The 20,536-nt window shown below is 74.5% G+C and carries 20 protein-coding genes; 8 read left to right on the top strand and 12 right to left on the bottom strand.

Annotated features, from left to right (window positions below; all coding sequences use genetic code 11):
• Window positions 1-82: 82 nt before the first annotated feature.
• From ACZ5DC_RS34480 to ACZ5DC_RS34460, 5 genes are all read right to left on the bottom strand, one after another.
• A complete protein-coding gene (locus ACZ5DC_RS34480; protein ID WP_468659394.1) occupies window positions 83-1,282 on the bottom strand; it encodes a serine hydrolase domain-containing protein in 1,200 nt (399 codons plus the stop codon).
• Window positions 1,283-1,391: 109 nt separating this feature from the next.
• Window positions 1,392-2,360 carry an acetylxylan esterase gene (locus tag ACZ5DC_RS34475; RefSeq protein WP_468659392.1) on the bottom strand — a complete coding sequence of 323 codons (969 nt, stop codon included), beginning with the start codon at window positions 2,358-2,360 and terminating at the stop codon, window positions 1,392-1,394.
• Window positions 2,361-2,585: 225 nt separating this feature from the next.
• Window positions 2,586-3,170 (bottom strand): Rv1733c family protein, encoded by a 585-nt coding sequence (locus ACZ5DC_RS34470; protein ID WP_468659390.1) that lies wholly within the window; start codon window positions 3,168-3,170, stop codon window positions 2,586-2,588.
• A 230-nt stretch (window positions 3,171-3,400) separates the two neighbouring features.
• Window positions 3,401-4,156 carry a ferredoxin reductase gene (locus tag ACZ5DC_RS34465; protein ID WP_468659388.1) on the bottom strand — a complete coding sequence of 252 codons (756 nt, stop codon included), beginning with the start codon at window positions 4,154-4,156 and terminating at the stop codon, window positions 3,401-3,403.
• The gene (locus ACZ5DC_RS34460; RefSeq protein ID WP_468659386.1) at window positions 4,149-4,754 is read right to left on the bottom strand and encodes a sulfite oxidase-like oxidoreductase; all 606 of its coding nucleotides are present in this window, start codon (window positions 4,752-4,754) and stop codon (window positions 4,149-4,151) included. The genes ACZ5DC_RS34465 and ACZ5DC_RS34460 overlap by 8 nt, the downstream gene beginning before the upstream one ends.
• Window positions 4,755-5,045: 291 nt before the next feature.
• Between ACZ5DC_RS34460 and ACZ5DC_RS34455 the strand changes: the two genes are divergently transcribed.
• Window positions 5,046-5,804: a GNAT family N-acetyltransferase gene (locus tag ACZ5DC_RS34455; RefSeq protein ID WP_468659384.1), complete on the top strand. Its 759-nt coding sequence runs from the start codon at window positions 5,046-5,048 to the stop codon at window positions 5,802-5,804.
• Between the two features lie 33 nt (window positions 5,805-5,837).
• Here the strand turns inward: ACZ5DC_RS34455 and ACZ5DC_RS34450 are convergent, their stop codons facing one another.
• Complete coding sequence (locus ACZ5DC_RS34450) at window positions 5,838-6,278, bottom strand: MarR family winged helix-turn-helix transcriptional regulator (RefSeq protein ID WP_366752901.1); 441 nt, start codon at window positions 6,276-6,278, stop codon at window positions 5,838-5,840.
• Between the two features lie 84 nt (window positions 6,279-6,362).
• Here ACZ5DC_RS34450 and ACZ5DC_RS34445 point away from each other — a divergent pair, with 84 nt between their 5' ends.
• On the top strand, window positions 6,363-7,457 hold the full coding sequence (locus ACZ5DC_RS34445) for an ABC-2 transporter permease (RefSeq protein ID WP_468659382.1): 1,095 nt from the start codon (window positions 6,363-6,365) through the stop codon (window positions 7,455-7,457).
• Between the two features lie 208 nt (window positions 7,458-7,665).
• A complete protein-coding gene (locus ACZ5DC_RS34440; RefSeq protein ID WP_468659380.1) occupies window positions 7,666-8,463 on the top strand; it encodes a putative protein N(5)-glutamine methyltransferase in 798 nt (265 codons plus the stop codon).
• A 30-nt stretch (window positions 8,464-8,493) separates the two neighbouring features.
• Here ACZ5DC_RS34440 and ACZ5DC_RS34435 read toward each other — a convergent pair whose 3' ends face one another.
• Window positions 8,494-10,572 carry a SpoIIE family protein phosphatase gene (locus tag ACZ5DC_RS34435; protein WP_468659378.1) on the bottom strand — a complete coding sequence of 693 codons (2,079 nt, stop codon included), beginning with the start codon at window positions 10,570-10,572 and terminating at the stop codon, window positions 8,494-8,496.
• A gap of 335 nt (window positions 10,573-10,907) precedes the next feature.
• On the opposite strand from ACZ5DC_RS34435, the gene ACZ5DC_RS34430 reads away from it, so the two are divergent.
• The 4 genes from ACZ5DC_RS34430 to ACZ5DC_RS34415 all read left to right on the top strand — a co-directional run bounded on the left by ACZ5DC_RS34430 (window position 10,908) and on the right by ACZ5DC_RS34415 (window position 15,013).
• Window positions 10,908-11,789 carry a hypothetical protein gene (locus ACZ5DC_RS34430; RefSeq protein WP_468659376.1) on the top strand — a complete coding sequence of 294 codons (882 nt, stop codon included), beginning with the start codon at window positions 10,908-10,910 and terminating at the stop codon, window positions 11,787-11,789.
• A gap of 94 nt (window positions 11,790-11,883) precedes the next feature.
• A complete protein-coding gene (locus tag ACZ5DC_RS34425; protein WP_468659374.1) occupies window positions 11,884-12,258 on the top strand; it encodes a hypothetical protein in 375 nt (124 codons plus the stop codon).
• Window positions 12,259-12,420: 162 nt separating this feature from the next.
• A complete protein-coding gene (locus ACZ5DC_RS34420) occupies window positions 12,421-14,436 on the top strand; it encodes an NADPH-dependent 2,4-dienoyl-CoA reductase (protein ID WP_468659372.1) in 2,016 nt (671 codons plus the stop codon).
• A 31-nt stretch (window positions 14,437-14,467) separates the two neighbouring features.
• On the top strand, window positions 14,468-15,013 hold the full coding sequence (locus ACZ5DC_RS34415; protein WP_468659370.1) for a PadR family transcriptional regulator: 546 nt from the start codon (window positions 14,468-14,470) through the stop codon (window positions 15,011-15,013).
• 35 nt (window positions 15,014-15,048) lie between these two features.
• Here the strand turns inward: ACZ5DC_RS34415 and ACZ5DC_RS34410 are convergent, their stop codons facing one another.
• Complete coding sequence (locus tag ACZ5DC_RS34410) at window positions 15,049-15,624, bottom strand: hypothetical protein (protein WP_468659368.1); 576 nt, start codon at window positions 15,622-15,624, stop codon at window positions 15,049-15,051.
• 221 nt (window positions 15,625-15,845) lie between these two features.
• The gene (locus ACZ5DC_RS34405; RefSeq protein WP_468659366.1) at window positions 15,846-16,823 is read right to left on the bottom strand and encodes a fibronectin type III domain-containing protein; all 978 of its coding nucleotides are present in this window, start codon (window positions 16,821-16,823) and stop codon (window positions 15,846-15,848) included.
• Between the two features lie 421 nt (window positions 16,824-17,244).
• On the opposite strand from ACZ5DC_RS34405, the gene ACZ5DC_RS34400 reads away from it, so the two are divergent.
• A complete protein-coding gene (locus ACZ5DC_RS34400) occupies window positions 17,245-17,946 on the top strand; it encodes a glycoside hydrolase family 75 protein (protein WP_468659526.1) in 702 nt (233 codons plus the stop codon).
• Window positions 17,947-18,192: 246 nt separating this feature from the next.
• On the opposite strand, the gene ACZ5DC_RS34395 is transcribed toward ACZ5DC_RS34400, so the two are convergent.
• The 3 genes from ACZ5DC_RS34395 to dhaK all read right to left on the bottom strand — a co-directional run bounded on the left by ACZ5DC_RS34395 (window position 18,193) and on the right by dhaK (window position 20,265).
• Complete coding sequence (locus ACZ5DC_RS34395; protein WP_366752911.1) at window positions 18,193-18,603, bottom strand: PTS sugar transporter subunit IIA domain-containing protein; 411 nt, start codon at window positions 18,601-18,603, stop codon at window positions 18,193-18,195.
• Entirely contained in the window at window positions 18,600-19,205 is a 606-nt protein-coding gene (gene dhaL / locus ACZ5DC_RS34390) for a dihydroxyacetone kinase subunit DhaL (RefSeq protein WP_468659363.1), read from the bottom strand. The genes ACZ5DC_RS34395 and dhaL overlap by 4 nt, the downstream gene beginning before the upstream one ends.
• 67 nt (window positions 19,206-19,272) lie before the next feature.
• Entirely contained in the window at window positions 19,273-20,265 is a 993-nt protein-coding gene (gene dhaK, locus ACZ5DC_RS34385) for a dihydroxyacetone kinase subunit DhaK (RefSeq protein ID WP_468659361.1), read from the bottom strand.
• Window positions 20,266-20,536: the final 271 nt, after the last annotated feature.

Raw genomic sequence — 20,536 nt, 5'->3', positions numbered from 1 at the left:
AAACCACGAGGGAAGAGCGATCGGTCGGTTCGACCGAAACCCACCCGCGCGCACGGCACTCGCCAGGCGCCGCGCCGCACCGTCACAAGGCGCTGTAGAGGGCCTCCACCAGCGCTGATTTCCGTGGATCATTGGCGATGTGCGGCCCCATCCGGTTCATGACGTACCCCAGCGACACCCCCGCGTCCGGATCGGCTAGCCCGCAGGAACCACCGAAGCCGTCGTGGCCGAAAGCGCGCGGATTGGGGCCGTACGACCCCTGGGGCCCGCTCAGCCACAGCCCGAGCCCGACCTCGGTGTCGCCCTCGAAGCCCGCGCCGAGCACCAGGTCGCGGCAGCTGCCCTGGCCCTCGCGCACCCGCTCCGCCGCCTGCGGCGACAGGATGCGCCGGCCGCCGTACGAGCCGCCCCCGGCGAAGACGCCGTACAGCGCCGCGACCGCGCGGGCGGTGCCGTGACCGTTGGCCGCCGGGATCTCCGCCGCCCGCCAGGCCGGGCTGTTCGCCTCCGCCGCCCCGACGAGGGGGTTGGCCAGGGCCGCCAGCGCGACCGGCGCCAACTGGCCGGAGCCCGGCGCCTGTCCGGTGCGCGAGGCGGCCGGCGGGTGCACCAGCCGCGCCGCCCGGCCGTAGTCCCGCTCCGGCAGGCCCACCGTGAAGTCGAGCCCGAGCGGCCCGGTCACCTCCCGCTCCAGGAAGGCTCCCGGCCGCAGTCCCGACACGCGCCGCACGACCTCCCCGACCAGGAAGCCGTACGTCAGCGCGTGGTAGCCCGATCGGGTGCCCGGCTCCCACCAGGGCGCCATCGCGGCGAGCCGCGCGGTGGTCAGCTCCCAGTCGTACAGGTCCTCCAGGGTGTGCGGCTCGCGCAGCCCCGACAGCCCGGCGCGGTGTGACAGCAGGTGCCGCACGAGCACCTTGTCCTTGCCTTCGGCGGCGAATTCCGGCCAGTAGGCGGCCACCGGCGCGTCGAGGTCGAGCAGGCCCCGGTCGGCGAGGATGTGCGCGCACAGCGCCACGGGCCCCTTGGTGGTCGACCACACGTTCACCACGGTGTCCCGTGCCCAGGGCCGGGCGCGGTCAACGTCCGCCCAGCCGCCCCACAGGTCCACCACCGTCTCGCCGGCAACGGTCACCGCGACCGCGGCGCCGAGTTCCCCGCGTGCGCGGAAGTTCTCCGCGAACGCCTCCCGTACCGCCGCGAACCGCGGATCGCAGTGCCCGTGGACCCGCGCGTCCGTCTGCGGTGTCCGCCGACTCTCCTGGGCTTCGTGCGCGGACATGTGGCCTCCCTCGTCGCCGGGATCCCGGGCCGCGGCACTGCCGCCCGGGGGCTCCGAACGTACCGACTGGTCGGACCGGAGGAAAGACCGGCGCCGCCGGCGGCGGGTCTCAGGCGTACGACCGCAGCCAGCGCACCTTCTCGGCCTCCTGGAAGGGGCCGCCGCCCTCGTGGTCGTTGAACTCGTACACCTCGATCGCCTTGTCCTCGTGCGCCCACGCGTTGAAGGCCGCGAACACGGTCGACGGCGGGCAGGTCTGGTCCTCCAGGGCCGCCGAGAACAGGGCCGGCGCCCGGCCCCGGGCCGCGAAGTGCACCCCGTCGAAGTAGGACAGCGTGTGCAGCACGTCCGCCGAGCGTCCGCGGTGCGTCTTCAGGAACAGGCCGATCTCCCGGTACGGGTGACGGTCCGTCAGGGTCGTCGCACGCGGGAAGTCGCACAGGAACGGCACGTCCGGGGCGACCGCCACCAGGTCCGGGACCAGTCCGCCGACGGCCAGGGCGATGCCGCCGCCCTGGCTCTCGCCGGTCACCGCCGTCCGCGCCGGGTCGGCCAGCGGGTGGCAGCGGGCGGCCTCGACCGCGCGCACCGCGTCCGTGAACACCCGGCGGTAGTAGTAGTCCTCCGGCGCGTCGATGCCCCGCGTCATGAAGCCGGGGTACGCGGGCGGCGCACCCACCGGGTCCGGGGTGCCGCCCCCGCCGCCCCAGGCGCTGCCCTGCCCCCGGGTGTCCATCACGAAGTGGGCCCGGCCCGTCGACGCCCACAGCAGGTTCTCGTGCGGCAGGCCGCGGCCGCCGCCGTAGCCGATGAACTCCACGACCAGCGGCAGCGGCTGTGCGGCCCCGGCCGGCAGCCGCAGCCAGCCCTTCACCGGGTGGCCGCCGAACCCGGCGAACGTCACGTCGTACACCTCGACGGTGGACAGCCCGGTCTCCACCGGCTCGAAGCGCGCGTCCAGTTCGTGCTCGCGGGCCTGCTGAAGCGTCTTGTCCCAGAAGGCGTCGAAGTCGTCCGGTTCGGGGGACCCGCTGCGATACGCGTGGAGTTCGTCGAGGGGCAGGTCGAACAGGGCCATCAACAACCGCCTTCGTGAAGGGAGACTGCGTCGCCTCACCGTACGGGGGTGATCGGATGACTCGCCAGGGTCATGGGGAGGCGCCGTTCGGGCTGGACCGTTCGCTCGTGCGCGTCATCGCGGCTGGTCCGAAGCCGGGTAAGCGCATGCTCCGAGGCGCGGGCGAGTGCGGGAGGACGCTGCCAGTGGTCGGGTCACAAGCCAGCCGTTTCCGGCGGCCGGGCGTCAGGTGAGCGGCTGGGTCCACCGGGGTCCCGTCCTGGCCCACTCCCGCTCCCACTCGGCCAGCCGATGGCGCAGCGCGATCCGGCGCGCGACCACGTGGCCGAGGAGGACGACGGTCGCCGTACCGGCCGCCGCGCACAGCCCGACGGTCACGGTGTGCTGCCACACCGCGACGCCGTCCGCGGGCGGCCCGACACTACGGCCCCGGGAGTCGAACCACACCGACACCGGCTCCCCGGCCCGGGTCCCCGCCGGAACCCGGGCCCACGCCGTCCGGACGCCCTTGCCCGGCTCGGTCCAGCGGACCTGGGCGCGGTAGGGCTGCCGGGGGTCGCTCTGCGCCGGGGCCAGCCGCCGGAGCGTGTCGCCGACCACCACCGCGCGCACCTGATGGCGTTCGGCCCGCTGGGCGGCGGCCAGTGCCCGGGCCTGGTCGTGGGCGTGCAGGCCCGCGGCCACCCCGGCCAGGGGCGCGACCACGGACATCAGGACGGTGACCACCAGCACCGCCCACGCCTCCACGACGTCCGACCGGCGCCGCAGCGGATTGCGCCGCCAGCGCCAGCCACGCACCCGGGTACGCATGTCCACCTCCTCGCCACCGCCGCAGCCGGGGAGCGGGAGGAGCCGGGTCGCCGGTCCACCGCCCCCGCCGCTCACGGACACGAGCGTCCACACCCGTCTCGTACCCCGTTCGGCGCGCCTCGCGCACGCCGCGAACCCGCGAGTTCCGGCCCATATGGTGCACGGCACGCCCCCTGCGCCCCACGATCGCGCGCGGCGCTCCCCGGCGCGACCCGGGCGCCGCCCCGTCGTCAGCCGAAGCGCTCGATGCGGATGCGGTCCACCGGCTGACCGGCCGCCACCAGCAGTCGCGAAGCGTGTTCGGTGAAACCGTTGGACCCGCACACATAGGCTTCCCACCCACCGACGGGCGGCTCGGCCAGGAGCGGCGCCACGTGTGCGGTCGTGATGCGTCCCACCGGAACCCCGGGCGGGGCGCTGCGCGTGAACACGGGCGTCGTCTCCGCGCCGAGCTCGGACGCGTAGATCAGGTCCTCGGGACCGCGCGCCGACACCAGCATCCGCAGCGGGACGGTGAGACCCCGCGCCCGGTGGTGCCGGATCATCGCCATCAGCGGTACGACCCCGGACCCGGCCCCGATCAGCAGCGCGGGCCGGTCGCCCGGCCAGGCGAAGAAGCCGCTGAGCGGGCCCCGCACCTCCACCGTGTCACCGGGCCGGGCCACGGTGTGGAACCAGCCGGAGACCTCGCCGTCCGGCACCCGGTCGAGGGTCAGCTCGATGTGCCCGGAACCGTCCGGGGCGGACGCGATCGAATAGTGGCGCTGCGCCACATAGCCGTCCGCGGCGGTCAGCCGCAGCAGCAGGTGCTGGCCCGGCAGGTGCCCCGCCCAGCGCGGCACCGCCAGCCGGAACGTGGCCGCGTGCGGTGTCTCGCGCCGGATCTCCGTCAGGGTGGCCGTCCGCCACACGGAGGCCGCCTGCTCGCTCACGGCGATCCGCCCCGGCACCGCGAACCGCCGCGCGGAAGTCGTCGTCTCAGTCACCGGCGTACCGCTGTTCCTCCCACGGGTTGCCGCGCCCGTGGTAGCCGTTGCGCTCCCAGAAGCCCGGCTCGTCATGGTCCAGGAGCGTGATGCCCGCGATCCACTTGGCGCTCTTCCAGAAGTACAGGTGGGGCACCACCAGCCGCGCCGGTCCGCCGTGTTCGGGCGGCAGCGGTGCGCCGTCGTACTCCCAGACGATCCAGGCCCGTCCGCCGGTGAGGTCGGCGAGCGGCAGGTTGGTGGTGTAGCCCGTGTGGGAGTGGGCGACGGCATGTGTGGCGGACCCATGGGGGCGCACCACACGGAAGAAGGCGTCCAGCGAGACGCCGCCGAACCGCACGCCGAACTTCGACCAGCCGGTCACACAGTGGATGTCACCGTGGTACGCCGACGCCGGCAGTGCGTGCGCCGCGTCCCAGTCCCAGGTGTGCGGGCGCTCGACCAGGCCGTCGATGCGGAAGGACCAGTCGGCGGGGGTGAGGTCGGGGGTGACCTCGGCGGACAGGACGGGCCAGTCGTCGCGCGCGTCGTACTGCCCGGGCGGCAGCCCCGGGTCGTGGACGCGCGGGCGACCCGTGAAGCCTCGCGTGACGTTCATGGTTAAACCGTACGGGGTCGGCCGGGATGCTCCGGCCCCGGCCGGCGGTCCCGCGGCGCCTCGCACCTCACGGCGCCGCGCCGCGCCCCGTCCCGGCTCGTCGCCCGTCATCACGTGACGCGTTGCGTGTCATTGCGGCCGTGTGAACTCTGTTCCGGGCCGGGAATACCGGCCCGGGACCGCTCCTTGCCGATCAGTGCCGGCGCCGGTGTGCCGGTGACAGCACGAGAGAAGTGAGGAAACGAGGATGCTCCAGGCCCATGTCTCCAGGACCGCGACCGAGGCGGCCGGATGAGCGCCGTGACGAGCCCGGGCGTCCCCGGTCCGGCCCGCGCCGTCCCGCACGTCCTCGACAACCCGGCGCTCGCCTCCCTGACCGGCCCGCACGCCCGCTTCGCCGAGCGGCGCGGCCGGGTGCTGCGCTATCCGGTCGACGTCTCCCCCTGGCTGGCCCTGCCCGACGACCCGGACGCGCGGGACTGGGCGGACGTCGCCGCGCTGGCCGGTCCCGGCGCCGAGGTGGCACTGCCCGGTTTCCGCGGGGAGCTGCCGGAGGGCTGGGAGATCACCTTCCGGGTCGAGGGCGTGCAGTTCGTGGACGACGGCCTCGCCGCGGCGCCGGACCCGGAGGCGGTCCGCCTCGGTCCGGCGGACGTGCCCGAGATGCTCGACCTGGTGGCCCGGACCCAGCCGGGACCGTTCCTGTCCCGTACCGTGGAACTCGGCACCTACCTGGGCATCCGGCGCGACGGCGCGCTGATCGCCATGGCGGGGGAGCGGCTGCACCCGCCGGGCTGGACCGAGATCAGCGCGGTCTGCACCGACCCCGCCTTCCGCGGCGCGGGCCTGGCCACCCGCCTGATCCTCGCGGTCGCGCACGGCATCCGCGAGCGCGGCGAGACCCCGTTCCTGCACACGAGCGCCGAGAACACCAACGCCATCCGGCTGTACGAGTCCCTCGGCTTCCGGCTGCGCCGCCGTACCGCGTTCCTCGCGGCGAGGGCACCGCAGCGGCCGGCGGAGGACCGCACGGCCGTGCCGGTGCCGTAGACCGGCGCCGCTCCCCGCGGCCGGGCCGCCGCCTCAGTCCGGGTCCGCGCCGCCCGGTCCGGCGTTGTAGCGCTCCAGGTAGGCGGCGAAGCGGACCAGGTCCTCCTCCGGCCAGTCCGCGAGCCGTTCCCGGAACGCGGCCCGGCGGCTGCGGGTGACCTGGGCCAGGATCTCCTGGCCGGCGTCCGTCAGATGCAGTACCTGGACCCGGTGGTCCTCCGGGTCCAGCCGGCGCTCGATCAGCCCGGCCCGCTCCAGCGCCGCCACCTGGCGGCTGACCGTCGACTTGTCCAGGGCGTAGTGCGCCGCCAGGTCCGTCGCCCGGCAGCCGCCGCGCTCCTCCAGGTGGCCGAGCAGGGTGTACGACACCAGGGACAGCTCGGGGTGCATACGGCCCGCCGAGGCACGGGCCCGGCGGGCGAAGATGGTCATCTCGCGCTGGATCGTCTCGACGGCCGACTCCGCTGCGCTCACGGGAATACCTCCTCCGACGGTCTAGTTGTATAGTACAACTTGAAGTCAGAGTTGTATAAGCCAACCTTTGGAGGGCCGCGCGCGATGAGGTCACCGGCACTGCGCCATGTGCTCACGCACCTGATCACCCCGCTGCTGATGTGCGTCGGCATGGGGCTCGCGTACATGGGGGCGTTCGTCACCCCCGAGCCGCACCACCTGCCGGTCGCCGTCGTCGGCACCGCCCCGAAGGCGAAGGTCTTCGCGCAGACCCTCAAGGACGCCGCGGGGGACGGGCTCGACGTCCGCACGGTCGCCACCCGGGCCGACGCCGTCCACCTGCTCATGTCCCGCGAGGTGACCGGCGCCTACGTGCCGAGCGCCAAGGCGCCCGAACTGCTGGTGGCGAGCGCCGCGTCCGACATGGGGGCCACCGCCGTGGAGAAGGTCTTCACGCCGGTCGCCGCCCGGGAGGGTGTCCCGCTGACGGTGACCGACGTGGCCGCCCCGGTCGCCGACGACCCCACCGGGCAGGGCCTGTTCTTCCTGCTCGTCGCGGTCAGCATCGGCTCGTACGCCTCCGTCGCCGCGCTCGGCGCCGCGGGCGCCGCCCTCGCGATGCGGGTCCGGGCGCTGCTCGCGCTCGGCGTCGCCGCCGTGGTCGGCGGCATCGGCGCGCTGCTCGCCGGGCCGGTGTTCCACCTCGCCCACCACGACCTCGCGGGCGTCTGGGGCATGGCCTCGCTGTACTCGGCGGGCATCCTGCTCGTCGGCGTGGGCCTGCACACGTTCCTCAAGCGGTGGACGACGCTCACCATGATGGTGCTGTTCGTGATGCTGAACTTCACGAGCTCCGGCGGCCTGTTCCAGCCCGAACTCCAGAACGGCTTCTTCGGCACCCTGCACGCCTTCTGGAACGGCGCCGGCTTCGTCGAGGGCTCCCGCGGCCTGCTCTACTTCGGCGGGGACGGCCTGTCCCGCGCCGTGTGGACCCTGGTGGCCTGGCTGCTGGCCGGTGCCCTCGTGACCGCGGTGGCCGCCCTGTACGAGCGCACCCGCGCCGCCCGCCAGGAGGCGGCCGTCCCCGCCGCCGGGACCGCACCCGCCGGGTCCGGGCCCGGCCGGGAGCCCCGGCGGGCCGCCGAGGAGGAGGCCGAGCAGGAGGCCGAGGAGGAGGCCGAGGAGACGGTCGGTGTCTGAACCCCGCCTCCCCGAGGGCCCGTCGGCGGCCGTCGGGTAAGGTGGCCGTCCGGCCGCGGACGCCCCGCGGCTTTGACGACGAGGAGGTGAGACCCATTCCCGCTGTGTCGGCTGGGGTGCTCCCTCCTCGTGACGGCGCGGTACGCCGGCTCCGGTGACCGCGGGAGCGCCCTGAAGGCTTCGCGCTCCCGAAAGGCTTCCGGCTTCCATGCCCCTTCCCGTTCCGTTCTCCCCGTCCGACGTCGTCTCCGCGTTGCGCGCCGCAGGGTGCGTCTTCGCCGAGGACGAGGCCGAGTTGATCCTCTCCGCCGCCCGCACCCCCGGGGAGGCGGCCGGCATGGTGGACCGGCGCGCCGCCGGGCTGCCGCTCGAACAGGTCCTCGGCTGGGCCGGGTTCCACGGGCTGCGCGTCACCCTGGAACCCGGCGTGTTCGTCCCCCGCCGCCGTACCGAGTTCCTGGTCGACCAGGCACTGGCCGCCGCGCCGGCCGCGACCGTCGTGGTGGACCTGTGCTGTGGTTCCGGCGCGCTCGGCGCGGCGCTGGCCGCCGCCCTGGACGGGGCGGAGGTGCACGCCGCCGACATCGATCCGGCCGCCGTGCGCTGTGCCCGCCGCAATCTCGCCGCGTTCGGCGGCCGGGCGCACCAGGGCGACCTGTACGACGCGCTGCCCGCCGGCCTGCGCGGCCGGGTGGGTGTGCTGACCGCCAACGTGCCCTACGTACCCACCGCCGAGGTGGCCCTGCTGCCCGCGGAGGCCCGCGAGCACGAGCCGCTGGTGGCGCTGGACGGCGGGGCCGACGGGCTCGACGTGCTGCGCCGGGTGGCCGCCGGGGCGCACGAGTGGCTCGCCCCCGGCGGCTGCCTGCTCACCGAGACCAGCGAACGCCAGGCCCCGGCCGCCGTACGGGCCTTCGAGACCGCGGGCCTGACGACCCGCCTGGCGGTCAGCGAGGAGCTGTACGCGCATGTGGTGATCGGCGTACGGCCCCCGGCCCGAGAGTGACCCCGCCCGAGGCCGCAGGAGCCCCAAGGCCTACGGCAGTTCCTGCGCCCGGGCGATGAGCAGGGCCACGTCGTCGTGGTTGTCCGGGTGGTGCAGCGTGCGCAGCAGCAGGTCGCACGCCTCCTCCAGCGGGCGGGCCGGGTCGTCGAGCAGGGACAGCAGGAAGGCCAGGCGCTCGTCGAGCGAGTGCCGGCGGGTCTCCACCAGGCCGTCGGTGTAGAACACCAGCTCGTCGCCGGGTGCGAAGTCGACCGTGACGGTGGAGAAGCCGACCCCGCCCACCCCCAGCGGCACCCCGGTGGGCAGGTCGAGCAGCTCCGCCGGGCGGCCGGGCCGCACGCGCGCCGGCGGCAGGTGACCGGCGTTGGCGATCCGGCACTGCCGCAGATGCGGGTCGTGGACGGCGTACACGCAGGTCGCGATCGAGTGGTTCAGGGCCGAGGTCGTCTTGTCCAGGTGCTCGAGCAGCCGCGCCGGATCGAGGTCGAGCGCGGCCAGGGTGGTCGTCGCGGTGCGCAGCCGGCCCATCGTGGCGGCGGCGCTGATGCCGCTGCCCATCACATCACCGACGACGAGCGCGGTCTTGCCCCCCTCCAGCGGGATCACGTCGAACCAGTCCCCGCCGACCTCGCTGGTGGCGCCCGCCGGCTGGTACCGGGAGGCCACCTCCAGGCCGGTGGTGACCGGCGGATGGCCGGGCAGCAGGCTGCGCTGGAGGGTCAGCGCGGTGTTGCGGGCGTTCTGGTACCAGCGCGCGTTGTCGATCTGCACGGCCGCGCGGGCGGCCAGCTCGCGCGCCAGCAGGACGTCGTCCTCGTCGAAGGGCGCCGGGTTGCGGGTGCGTTTGAGGTCGAGCGCGCCCAGCACCTCGCCGCGCGCGATCAGCGGCACCGCGAGGTACGAGTGCAGGCCCGCCCGGCCCAGCAGCACGGCCGCCTCGGGGGAGCGGGCGATGCGCGGCAGGTCCTCGTCCTTCACCTGTGGCACCAGGACCGCCTCGGCGGTGCGCACGCACTCGGTGACCAGGCGGTCGGGCGCGTAGCGGGCGGTCCGGCCGGGCGGGTCGGCGGCCAGCACCGCCTCCGTGCCCTCCGCCGGACGGACCGCGAGGGCCCGGATCACCGCCGCCTCCGAGGGGCCCAGGGTGCTGCGCCGGCCCTCGACCACCGCCTCCAGCAGGTCCACGGCCGCCACGTCCGCCAGTTCCGGCACGGCGACGTCGGCCAGTTCGCTCGCGGTGCGCTCCAGCTCCAGCGTCGTGCCGATCCGGGCGGAGGCGTCCGCGATGACCGCGAGCCGGCGCCGCGCGGCCTCCCGCTCCACCGAGGCCCGGTGCTGCTCGGTGATGTCGGTCATCGAGACCGCCACCCCGAGCACGTTGCCCATCGCGTCCTCCAGCCGGTACAGCGAGTGCGACCAGGTGTGGTCCGCGTCCGGGTCGGCGGGCGTGCGGCCGACGAGCGTGGCGTCGATCACCGGCACCCCGGTGGCCAGCACCTGCCGGGCGGCGGCCTCCAGGGACTCGGTGTCCAGCATCGGCAGCACCTCGCGCAGCGTCCGGCCCACGTGCCCGGCGGCCGGCACCCCGTTCATCTCCTCCAGGGCCGGGTTGACCGAGACGAACCGCAGGCCGGTGTCCAGGACGGCGTAGCCGATCGGTGACTGCATCACCATCCGCTCGGACAGCGCCACGTCCTGCTCCAGCCGCCGCACCGTCGACTGGTCGGCGGCGAGCCCGAGCGCGTACACGTCCCCCTGGTCGTCCAGCAGCCGCATGTTGCGGAACTCCACCAGACGGGTGCTGCCGTCCTTGTGTCGGACCGGGAAGCCGCCGGCCCAGCTCTGCCCGGTGCGCATCACGTCGGCGAAGAGCTTGCCGACCAGCTGGATGTGCCGTTCGTGCACCATCAGCCGGGCGGCGTACTGGCCGAGGGCCTCCTGCGCGGTGTAGCCGAACAGCTCCTCCGCCTGCGGGCTCCACAGGACGATCCGCCCGTCGGTGTCCAGCACCACCGACGCCACGCCGAGGACGTCGAGCAGGCCGCCCGGAGGCACCGGCCCACGCGCCGGTTCGCCGCCCTCCGCCACCGGAGCCCCGGGTGCACTCATGCCACGCACCGCCTTCGCCCGTCCGCACGGCACGCCGTCCCCCGTGCCGAATCCCCTGGTTCTACCGCGCTCACACCCGACTCTCCGACGCCTTCGCCGTCTACCTCCACCATCTCTCAACACGGCGCGGCCGTCCGCCGAAGCCGTCGCGCCGGCGGGCGCGCCGTGCCGGACCTCCTGCCGAGACCGTACAGCGCGGTCCGGCGGGCCGTGAGAGTTCACGCTCATGTTGCTCTCTTGGTCTGTACATGACTACGGCGCCACGCCAGACTGTCCGCCGTCCGAGTGACCCCGCCCGCTCGCCCCGGGCCCCCAACCCGTCAGAGGAGTCGGCCATGCCCGCGTCCGCCCGGCAACGTTGTCACGCAGTTCTCGCCGGACTCGTCACCCTCGCCACCGCAGCCGTCGTGTCGCTCGCCGCGCCCGCGCCCGCCCACGCGGCGGACACCTGGACCGAGACCGGCTCCGACCGCGCCGACCCGCTGACCGAGAGCCAGGGCCTCGCCTCGGTGGAGGTCCCGGCGAACAGCCCCAACCGCTACACCGGCGTCGGCACCATTCCCCTCGGCGTCTCCAGCCGCGGCTGGAACCACGTCGGCGACCCCGACGCCTCGTACGACGGCTACTACGTCGAGCCCTACCAGCGGGACTCCGGCAACTCCAAGATGTTCCGGGTGCAGGCGCCGGGCGGCGCCTGGTCGGAGTACGTCCACACGCTGGGCGCGGGCGAGGCGCTGAACAACTCCTGGGCCGCGATCTCACCCGACGGCCAGTGGATGCTGTCCGGCGAGTGGGGCACGATGACCCGGCTGCTGGTCTTCCCGACCCCGGGCGTCAACCCGGCCACCTCGCCCTCGGCGAACCTCCCGCAGGTCTCCACCGTCCGCCTGGACCACGCCGTCCGCGACGTCCAGGGCTGCGACTTCTCCGGCCCCACGACCCTGCTGTGCTCCTCCGACGACCCGGAGGGCAGCCTGTTCGGCCTCACCAAACCGCTGCTGCAGATCGACCTGTCGGCCGCGCCCAACGGCACGGCGGACGTCTCCGGCCATGTCACGGCGCTGCGCCAGCTGCCGCTGCGCAGCTCCTGCTCGGGCGCCTTCGAGGCGGAGGGCATCGACTACGACCGCAGGACCGGCACCCTGCGCGTGATCGTGGTCTCGCCCGGCTTCTGCGTGCTGACGGACAGCAAGACGTACAAGTTCTCCCGCGGCTGAGGTGTGCCCGGCGACCGGTGGTGCTTTGCTGAGGATGGATGCGGTTCGGCGGGGTACCCCGTTCCACCGCAGCACGGCCACGAAAGGAGCGATCATGGCAGACACGGAGCGGTCGCATCCGGAAACCGTCTCGGTGGAGATCAGCGGCTATTCCAAGGACGACGCCCGGCTCGTCTTCGAAGCGCTCAGCGCCTGCTTCGCCTCCGACCGGACTCCGGAAGAGGTACCGCAGCAGCTCCACGAGACCCGTCCGATGGTATGGCTCGGTACGTACGACGTCGCGGACGCCCGCGGCGGGGGCTGCCCGCCGGTCCACCTCGACTCGCCGGTCCAGGCGGACGTGCAGGGCAGCTACTGGGCGGTGGAGCGGTTCCGCACCACCCTGGACTCGATGTTCACCGTGCAGGAGACCTGCACGGCCTCCGGCGACCAGGAGCGGGACCTGCACCTGCGCCTGGAGAGCCGCTGACCGCGTCGGGGTTCCGGGCGACGCCCCGGCCGGCCCACCGCCGGCCGGGGCGTCGCCGCGCCGGACCGTCCGTTTCCGCGTGCCGCCGATTGTGCAACTAGTTGCACAAAGGCTCGGGCTTCCTCTACAACAGAGGTGACCGCACCGCGCACGGAGGGCCCGATGAGCCGTTACCCGCATCTGATGACCCCGCTCGACCTGGGCTTCACCACGCTGCCCAACCGCGTGCTCATGGGCTCCATGCACGTCGGCCTGGAGGAGGCCGAGCGCGGCTTCGAACGGATGGCGGCGTTCTACGCGGCCCGCGCGCGCGGGGGAGTGGGCCTCATCGTCACCGGCGGCATCGCGCCCAACGAGGAGGGACGGCCGTACGAGGGCGGCGCCATGCTCACCACCGAGGCGGAGGCCGAGCGGCACCGGACCGTCACCGAGGCCGTGCACCGCGAGGGCGGCCGGATCGCGATGCAGATCCTGCACTTCGGCCGGTACGCCTACCACCGGGACCTCGTCGCGCCGAGCCCGCTCCAGGCGCCCATCAGCCCCTTCGTCCCCCGCGAGCTGACCGACGCCGACGTCGAGCGCACCATCGAGGACTACGCGCGCGCCGCCCGCCTCGCCCGGCGGGCCGGCTACGACGGTGTCGAGATCATGGGCTCCGAGGGCTATCTGATCAACGAGTTCATCGCCGCGCGGACGAACCGGCGCACGGACCGCTGGGGCGGCCCCTACGAGAACCGGATGCGGTTCCCCGTCGAGATCGTCCGGCGGGTGCGCGAGGCCGTCGGCGAGGACTTCGTCATCATCTACCGGCTGTCCATGCTGGACCTGGTGCCGGGCGGCTCCTCGCTGGACGAGGTGATCGCGCTCGGCAAGGCCGTCGAGGCCGCCGGCGCCACGATCATCAACACCGGCATCGGCTGGCACGAGGCCCGCATCCCCACCATCGCCACCTCCGTGCCGCGCGGCGCCTACACCTGGGTCACCAAGAAGCTCATGGGCGCGGTGTCCGTGCCCCTGGTGACCACCAACCGCATCAACACCCCGGAACTCGCCGAGCGACTGCTGGCCGACGGCTGCGCGGACATGGTCTCCCTGGCCCGCCCGATGCTGGCCGACCCCGACTTCGTCGCCAAGGCCGCCGCCGGCACCCCGGAGGCCATCAACACCTGCATCGGCTGCAACCAGGCCTGCCTCGACCACACCTTCAGCGGGCAGATCACCTCGTGCCTGGTCAACCCGCGTGCCTGCCACGAGACCGAGCTGGTGCTCGCGCCGACCCGGCTGAAGAAGCGCGTCGCCGTCGTCGGCGCCGGCCCGGCCGGTCTCGCCTGCGCGGTCTCCGCCGCCGAACGGGGCCACACCGTCACCCTGTTCGACGCGGCGGCCGACATCGGCGGACAGCTCGACGTCGCCCGCAAGGTGCCCGGCAAGCAGGAGTTCGACGAGACGCTGCGCTACTTCCGCCACCAGCTCCAGGCCCACGGCGTCGACGTCCGCCTGGAGACCTGGGTGGAGGCCGGCGACCTGGAGGGCTTCGACGAGGTCGTCGTCGCCACCGGCGTCACCCCCCGCACCCCCGACATCCCCGGCGTCGACCACCCCCGTGTCCTCGGCTACCTCGACGTGCTGCGCGACGGCGCCCCCGTCGGCGACCGCGTCGCCGTCCTCGGCGCCGGCGGCATCGGCTTCGACGTCGCCGAGTTCCTCACCGACGGCGGCGACAAGGCGAGCGAGGACCCGCAGGCGTACTTCCGGAACTGGGGCGTCGACACGGACTACCGGGCGCCGGGCGGGCTCACCGCCCCCGAGCGGCCCGCGCCGCCCCGCCAGGTCCACCTGCTCCAGCGCAAGACCAGCAAGGTCGGCGCCGGACTCGGCAAGACCACCGGCTGGATCCACCGCACCGAGCTGAAGCACCGGGGCGTGACCATGGTGCCGGGCGTGCGCTACGACCGGATCGACGACGCCGGGCTGCACATCACCGTCGGCGAGGAGAGCACGGTCCTGGAGGTCGACACGGTCGTGCTCTGCACCGGCCAGGAGCCGCGCCGGGAGCTGTACGAGGAGCTGCTGGCCGCCGGGCGCAGCGCGCACCTGATCGGCGGCGCCGACGTCGCGGCCGAACTGGACGCCAAGCGGGCGATCAAGCAGGGCACGGAACTGGCGGCCGCGCTGTAGGGCCGTCCGCGCGCCTCCCTAGGATGACCCCATGTCACTCCCGCACGCGATCCTCACCGCCCTGCTGGAAAAGCCGTCGTCGGGACTGGAACTGACCCGCCGGTTCGACAAGTCGATCGGCTACTTCTGGTCCGCGACGCACCAGCAGATCTACCGCGAGCTGGGGAAGCTGGAGGCGGAGGGCCTGATCCGCACCCTGCCGGCCGAGCAGCCGGCCCGCGGGCAGAAGAAGAGGTACGAGGTCCTGCCGGCGGGCCGCGCCGAGCTGGCCCGCTGGACCGCCGCCGCGCAGGACCCGAGGGCCATGCGCGATCCGCTGCTGCTGCGGCTGCGCGCGGCGGCCGTGGTCGGCACCGCGGGCCTGGAGGACGATCTGCGCCGCCATCTGGAGCTGCACCGGCGGCAGCTGGCCGAGTACCGGCAGATCGAGCAGCGCGACTTTCCGCCGGACCGGGACGCCCCGCAGGACCGCCTGCGCCACCTGGTCCTGCGGGCGGGCATCGACCTGGAGACCTTCTGGACCCAGTGGCTGACGCACGCCCTGGCGGAGTTCGCCGGGCTGCCGGACGCCGACTGAGGGCGCGCGTCCGCCGCCGCGGCCGTGCGGCCCGCTCAGAGCCGGTACGGCTTCGAACGGCGGCGCAGCACCCAGCCCGTGGCGACGACCCCGGCGCCGACCAGGGTCGCGCCGACGCCCAGGGTCAGCGGGCCGTAGTCGCGGGCGGCACCGCCGAGCCCGCCCATCACGCCCCGGGACGGTGCCGCCGGGCTGGACGTCGAGGAGACCGTCGGTCGCGTCGAGGGGACCGCCGGTCTCACGGACGCGGGCGCGGACGCGGACACGATCACCGACTGGCTGCCCGCCGTGAGACCGCTGGAGCACACCACCGCCACGGTGTACGTGCCCGGGCTCACCCCGGTCCAGGCCGCGGACTGGCTGACGGAGGTGCCGGTCAGGGCCACCTGCCGGCCCTGGGCGAAGTTCGCCTGCCGGTCGGTGAGCAGGGCCGCCGTGCCCCAGCTGCCGTTGATCAGGGTGCAGGCGCTGGTGACCACGGAGACGGTGGTGCCGGTGGTGCTGACCGAGATGCCCGAGGCCGCGGCGGACGGCCCGGCGAGCGCGGCCGGCAGGAGGGCGGCGGCCGCCAGGGTCAGGCCGCGGCGGAGCGGAAGTCGCGAGGTGTGCATGGGCTGGCCTCCGGCGGCACGGTCGGCGGTACGTCCCATGCGCCGCCGGGGGTCGGGGAACGTCCGTGCTGCCTCTACCGCAGCCAACGCGCCCCCGGACGCGCCCGCATGCGGGGCGGACCCGGTCGGGTGACGCGTTCCGCCCTCCGGCGCAGAAGGGACACACCGGCCCGACCGGCGGTGAGCCGCCCCCGCGTGGCCACGCGGGAGCGGTGCGCCGGTCAGCCGCCGGTGGTCACTGTCCGCTCCGCCGACCAGCCGCCCCAGGTGCCGTCCGGCAGCCGGGCCCGCAGCCGCACGCGGTGCACCTCACCGGCGTCGGTGCCGGCGTAGAAGCTGTAGCGTGCCCGGCCGCGCGGTGGTGTGCCGCCCCAGACGAGCGAGGTGGCCGTGGTGCGGTCCAGCTGGATCAGGTACTCGGTGATCACCCCGTCCGTGCGCGGCGGGTCCCAGGCCAGGTCGATGTAGTGGGCCCGGCCCGAGCGGTGGGTGGCGGCGGTGAACCCGGTGGGCGCGGTGCCGCGGCCGTCGTCGGTGCCGGGCGTGGTGAGGCGGACCGGCGCGCCGGCGGGGGAGAGGTTGTCGGCGGCGTCGCGGGCCCGGACCGTGAAGACGTAACGGCTGCCGGGGCGCAGGCCGGTGACGACGGTGGCGGTCTGGCCGCCGCCGACGCTGTGTATCTTCACTCCGCCCTGGTAGACGTCGTACGACAGCACGCCCCGGTCGTCCCGTGACGCGCCCCAGGACAGCTGGACCGCGCGGCTGCCCACGGCGCGCCCGGTGGTCGTGGGCGGCCGGGTCGGTGCGGAGCGGTCCGCCGCCGCCTGCACCGGCGTCCGGGCCCGCACCGCCCGGCTGGGCGGACCCAGCCGGCCCGCTCCGTCCCGGGCCCGCACGGTGAACGCATACATGGTGGACGGCCTGAGCCTGGTGACGTCCACCATGTGCTGCGAACCCGCTACCTCAGCCACTTTGGTGTGGCCGCGATAGACCTCGTAGACGCGGACCCCGGAACCTTCCGGCGCCGCGTTCCACATCACATGGACGCTCGTGGCGCTGCCGGCCGCGGCGGTGACCCCGGCCGGAGCACCGGGCACCCGGCCCTCGCCGCCACCGTCGTCGGCCCGGCTCCAGCCGCAGGACGCGACCAGCAGCAGCGAGCCGCAGAACAGTACGAGCGGAACGGGAACGCGTCGCACGCTCTGCCTCCCCCGGACGGCCTCGGCAATGCCTTAAAGGTCCGGACCAATATGCCCGGCCGGTGCGCCCACAGCAAGGGGGCCGGGTTGGTGAGCAGCCCCGGACGTTACGTATGCTGGACGTTCCTGTGGCTGAACCACCCAAGAGGGCTGGGAAGTTCATGCCTGCGGCGCGGACACGCTGTCGTCGCCGAACCCGCGCCGGCGCGGGTGGCCGGGGGATCCGGGTCGGTATCCGTCCGGATCCCCGGCCCCTGTTGTCCCCCGCCGGGCCCCGAGGCTCGCCCGACAGTCCCCTGACGGGGTGTCAGCGGCGTGCTCCATCCGGCCCCTTCGCGGCGGCTCCCGTGGCCCCGCGCCCAAAGCGGCCACCACAGTGTGCTGGATGTCCGCCACGTCCCCGACGAGAGGGTCCCTCATCGTGCGTGTCCCGTCGCTGATCCTGGCCGCGGCCGGCGCCGCCCTGATCGCCCCGGCGGCGCTGCCCGCCCCGGCCACCGCCGTCCCGCCCCGCGAGCGGCCCGCGGCCCGGGACGAGGGCGGCGTCACCGCCGCCGACCTGCTGGCCCGGACCGGCACGTGCACCGAACTCTCCCGGGGCCGGTACCGCACCGACGCGAGCAGCCCCGCGACCGTCCCCGTCTGCGGCACCGACGACGCCGTCTTCTGGAAGGCGGACCTGGACGTCGACTGCGACGGCCGGCCCACCACCCACTGCAACTCCGGCACCGACCCGGTCTTCGCCCCCACCACGGCCTTCCAGCAGTCCGACGGCCGCTACCTGAACGCCGAGGCCCTGCCCTACATCGTGGTCCCCGCGCCCAGCGCCCGCTGGGACTACCGCGCGCACGGCATCCAGGGCGGCTCCGTGGCGGCCGTCGTCCACGGCGACCGGGTGCAGTACGCGGTCGTCGGCGACACCGGCCCGAGCGACCTCATCGGCGAGGCCTCCTACGCCACCGCCAAGGGCCTGGGCATCGACCCCGACCCGCTCACCGGCGGCGCGCCCTCCGACGTGACCTACATCCTCTTCCGGGACTCCCTGATCACCCCGATCGAGGACCACGAGGAGGCGGTGGCGACGGGGGAGCGGCTGGCCAGACAGTTCCTCACGAACGACTGACCGGCGGGCCCGGGGTGCACGGGCCCCTTGCCGGCCGGCCCTGGCCGGTCGAGTGCGGGTGAGGCCCCTCGCCCGCGGAGGCGTCCGGGCCAGGGAACACGCGGGCGGACGGACCGGGACGCGGCACCGCGCCTCGGGAGCGGCGTCGCGCGCCTCCGGTGGCCGGCCCGTCAGGGAGTCCGGGCCCGCCGCCGGCCGGCCCGGACGGGGAGAGCCCGGCCGGGTCCCGTGGCCGGGCCCCTCGCGTCACACCTTGCGGTAGCTGTACGCCTCCGCCGCCGCGGCCTCCACCGCGTCCAGGTCGGCCCCGGCGGCGGAGGTGACCACGGCGGCCACCGCGCCCTCCACGAACGGGGCGTCCACCAGGCGCGTGCCGTCCGGCAGTTCGTCGCCCTCGGCGAGCAGCGCCTTCACCGTGAGCACCGCGCTGCCCAGGTCGGTGAGGACCGCCACCCCGGCCCCCCGGTCCACCGAGGCCGCCGCGGCGGAGATCAGCTCGGCGCTGGTGCCGAGCCCGCCGCCCTCCGTGCCGCCCGCCGGGGCCACCGGCACCGCGGTCGCCCCGCCCGCCAGACCCTTGGCCAGTGCGGCGACCGAGGCGGCCACCTCCGCGCTGTGCGACACCAGCACGATCCCGACCAGCCGCCCCTCGCTCACTGCTCCGCCTCCGCCGTCTCGGCCAGCGCGGCGATCAGCAGCGCCGACGAGGTCGCCCCCGGATCCTGGTGGCCGATGCTGCGCTCGCCCAGATAGCTCGCCCGCCCCTTGCGCGCCTGCAACGGCGTGGTGGCCAGCGCGCCCTCCTCCGCGGCGGTCCGCGCGGCGCCGAACCCGGCGCCGAGCGCGTCCACGGCCGGCACCAGGGCGTCGATCATGGTCTTGTCGCCCGGTGCCGCCCCGCCGAGCGCCATCACCCCGTCCACGCCCGCGCGCAGCGCCGCGGCCAGCTCCTCCTCGCCGACCTGGGCGGCGTCCCCGAGCGCCTTGCCGGTCCGGCGCAGCAGAGTGCCGTACAGCGGCCCGGACGCACCGCCGACCGTCGAGATCAACTGCCGCCCGGCCAGCGTCAGCACGGCCCCCGGGGTGTCCGGCGCGTCCTTCTCCAGGGCGGCCGCCACGGCGGTGAACCCGCGCTGCAGATTGCTGCCGTGGTCCGCGTCCCCGATGGCCGAGTCGAGAGCGGTGAGCCGTTCCGCCTCGCGGCTGACGGACGCGGCGGCCGTCGTCATCCAACGGCGGAAGAATGCGGCGTCGAGCACTGGATCTCCTCGCGTGGTAGGGCTGTCGGCCGTTCGGCCGGGACGGTGCGCCGTCTGCTCCGCCGTATCACATTCCCCAGCGCAGCGCCGGGGTCTTCACCGGCGCGTCCCACAGCCGCAGCAGCTCCTCGTCGGCCTGGCACAGCGTCACCGAGGCGCCCGCCATGTCCAGCGAGGTCACGTAGTTGCCGACGAGGGTGCGGGCCACGGCGACCCCGCGTTCCCGGAGCACCCGCTGCACCTCCGCGTTGAAGCCGTACAGCTCCAGCAGCGGCGTCGCTCCCATGCCGTTGACCAGGACCAGGACCGGGCTGCGCGGCGGCATGTCCTCCAGGATGGCGTTGACCGCGAAGTCGGCGATCTCCCCGGAGGTCATCATCGGCCGCCGCTCGCGGCCCGGCTCGCCGTGGATGCCGACGCCCAACTCCAGCTCGCCGTCCGGCAGATCGAAGGTCGGGCTGCCCTTCGCCGGGGTCGTACAGGCGCTCAGGGCCACACCGAAACTGCGGGAGTCGTCGTTGACCTGGCGGCCGATGGCCTCCACGCGCTCCAGCGGCTGCCCCTCGGCCGCGGCGGCGCCCGCGATCTTCTCCACGAAGAGCGTCGCGCCGGTGCCGCGCCGGCCGGCCGTGTAGAGACTGTCGGTGACGGCCACGTCGTCGTCGACGAGCACCTTGGCGACCTGGATGCCCTCGTCCTCGGCCAGCTCGGCCGCCATGTCGAAGTTGAGCACGTCGCCGGTGTAGTTCTTCACCACGAACAGCACGCCCGCGCCGCTGTCGACGGCCGCCGCGGCCCGCGCCATCTGGTCGGGCACCGGCGAGGTGAACACCTCTCCGGGGCAGGCGGCGGACAGCATGCCCGGGCCGACGAACCCGCCGTGCAGCGGCTCGTGCCCCGAGCCGCCGCCCGACACGAGCGCGACCTGACCGGACACGGGAGCGTCGCGGCGGACGATCACCCGGTTCTCCACGTCCACGTTCAGGTCCGGATACGCGGCCGCGAAACCACGCAGCGCGTCCGCCACGACGGTCTCCGGGACGTTGATCAGCATCTTCATGCGTATCTCCTCGTGAGCTCGGCGCCGCGCCCAAGACCCGTGTCTTCGCAGGTCAGCGGTGCACTGACGGCCGCCCGAGGAGGGAAGCCGCCCGTCCGTCTACTGGAAGTATCGACCTTGCGGCGGCGAAGGTCACCTGTGACCGCACCTCTTCACGGTGCGTAGCGGCCGCTTGGCCCAGCGTGTCCGTCGCGCCGCGGCGGACGCGGACGTGCGCCGGGGAGCCCGTCGAAGAGGTGGTCGACGCACGTGTCGCCACAGCGTCCCGGGG

The sequence above is a fragment of the Streptomyces sp. NPDC031445 genome (assembly GCF_055581365.1).
The sequence above is the reverse complement of the archived record's forward strand: the minus strand, read 5'-3'. Positions and strand labels throughout refer to the sequence as shown.

Coding starts and splice junctions, on each gene's coding strand:
- ACZ5DC_RS34480 (WP_468659394.1), bottom strand. CDS start 1,282: ATGTCCGCGCACGAAGCCCAGGAGAGTCGGCGGACACCGCAGACGGAC.
- ACZ5DC_RS34475 (WP_468659392.1), bottom strand. CDS start 2,360: ATGGCCCTGTTCGACCTGCCCCTCGACGAACTCCACGCGTATCGCAGC.
- ACZ5DC_RS34470 (WP_468659390.1), bottom strand. CDS start 3,170: ATGCGTACCCGGGTGCGTGGCTGGCGCTGGCGGCGCAATCCGCTGCGG.
- ACZ5DC_RS34460 (WP_468659386.1), bottom strand. CDS start 4,754: ATGAACGTCACGCGAGGCTTCACGGGTCGCCCGCGCGTCCACGACCCG.
- ACZ5DC_RS34455 (WP_468659384.1), top strand. CDS start 5,046: ATGAGCGCCGTGACGAGCCCGGGCGTCCCCGGTCCGGCCCGCGCCGTC.
- ACZ5DC_RS34445 (WP_468659382.1), top strand. CDS start 6,363: ATGAGGTCACCGGCACTGCGCCATGTGCTCACGCACCTGATCACCCCG.
- ACZ5DC_RS34440 (WP_468659380.1), top strand. CDS start 7,666: ATGCCCCTTCCCGTTCCGTTCTCCCCGTCCGACGTCGTCTCCGCGTTG.
- ACZ5DC_RS34435 (WP_468659378.1), bottom strand. CDS start 10,572: ATGAGTGCACCCGGGGCTCCGGTGGCGGAGGGCGGCGAACCGGCGCGT.
- ACZ5DC_RS34430 (WP_468659376.1), top strand. CDS start 10,908: ATGCCCGCGTCCGCCCGGCAACGTTGTCACGCAGTTCTCGCCGGACTC.
- ACZ5DC_RS34425 (WP_468659374.1), top strand. CDS start 11,884: ATGGCAGACACGGAGCGGTCGCATCCGGAAACCGTCTCGGTGGAGATC.
- ACZ5DC_RS34420 (WP_468659372.1), top strand. CDS start 12,421: ATGAGCCGTTACCCGCATCTGATGACCCCGCTCGACCTGGGCTTCACC.
- ACZ5DC_RS34415 (WP_468659370.1), top strand. CDS start 14,468: ATGTCACTCCCGCACGCGATCCTCACCGCCCTGCTGGAAAAGCCGTCG.
- ACZ5DC_RS34410 (WP_468659368.1), bottom strand. CDS start 15,624: ATGCACACCTCGCGACTTCCGCTCCGCCGCGGCCTGACCCTGGCGGCC.
- dhaK (WP_468659361.1), bottom strand. CDS start 20,265: ATGAAGATGCTGATCAACGTCCCGGAGACCGTCGTGGCGGACGCGCTG.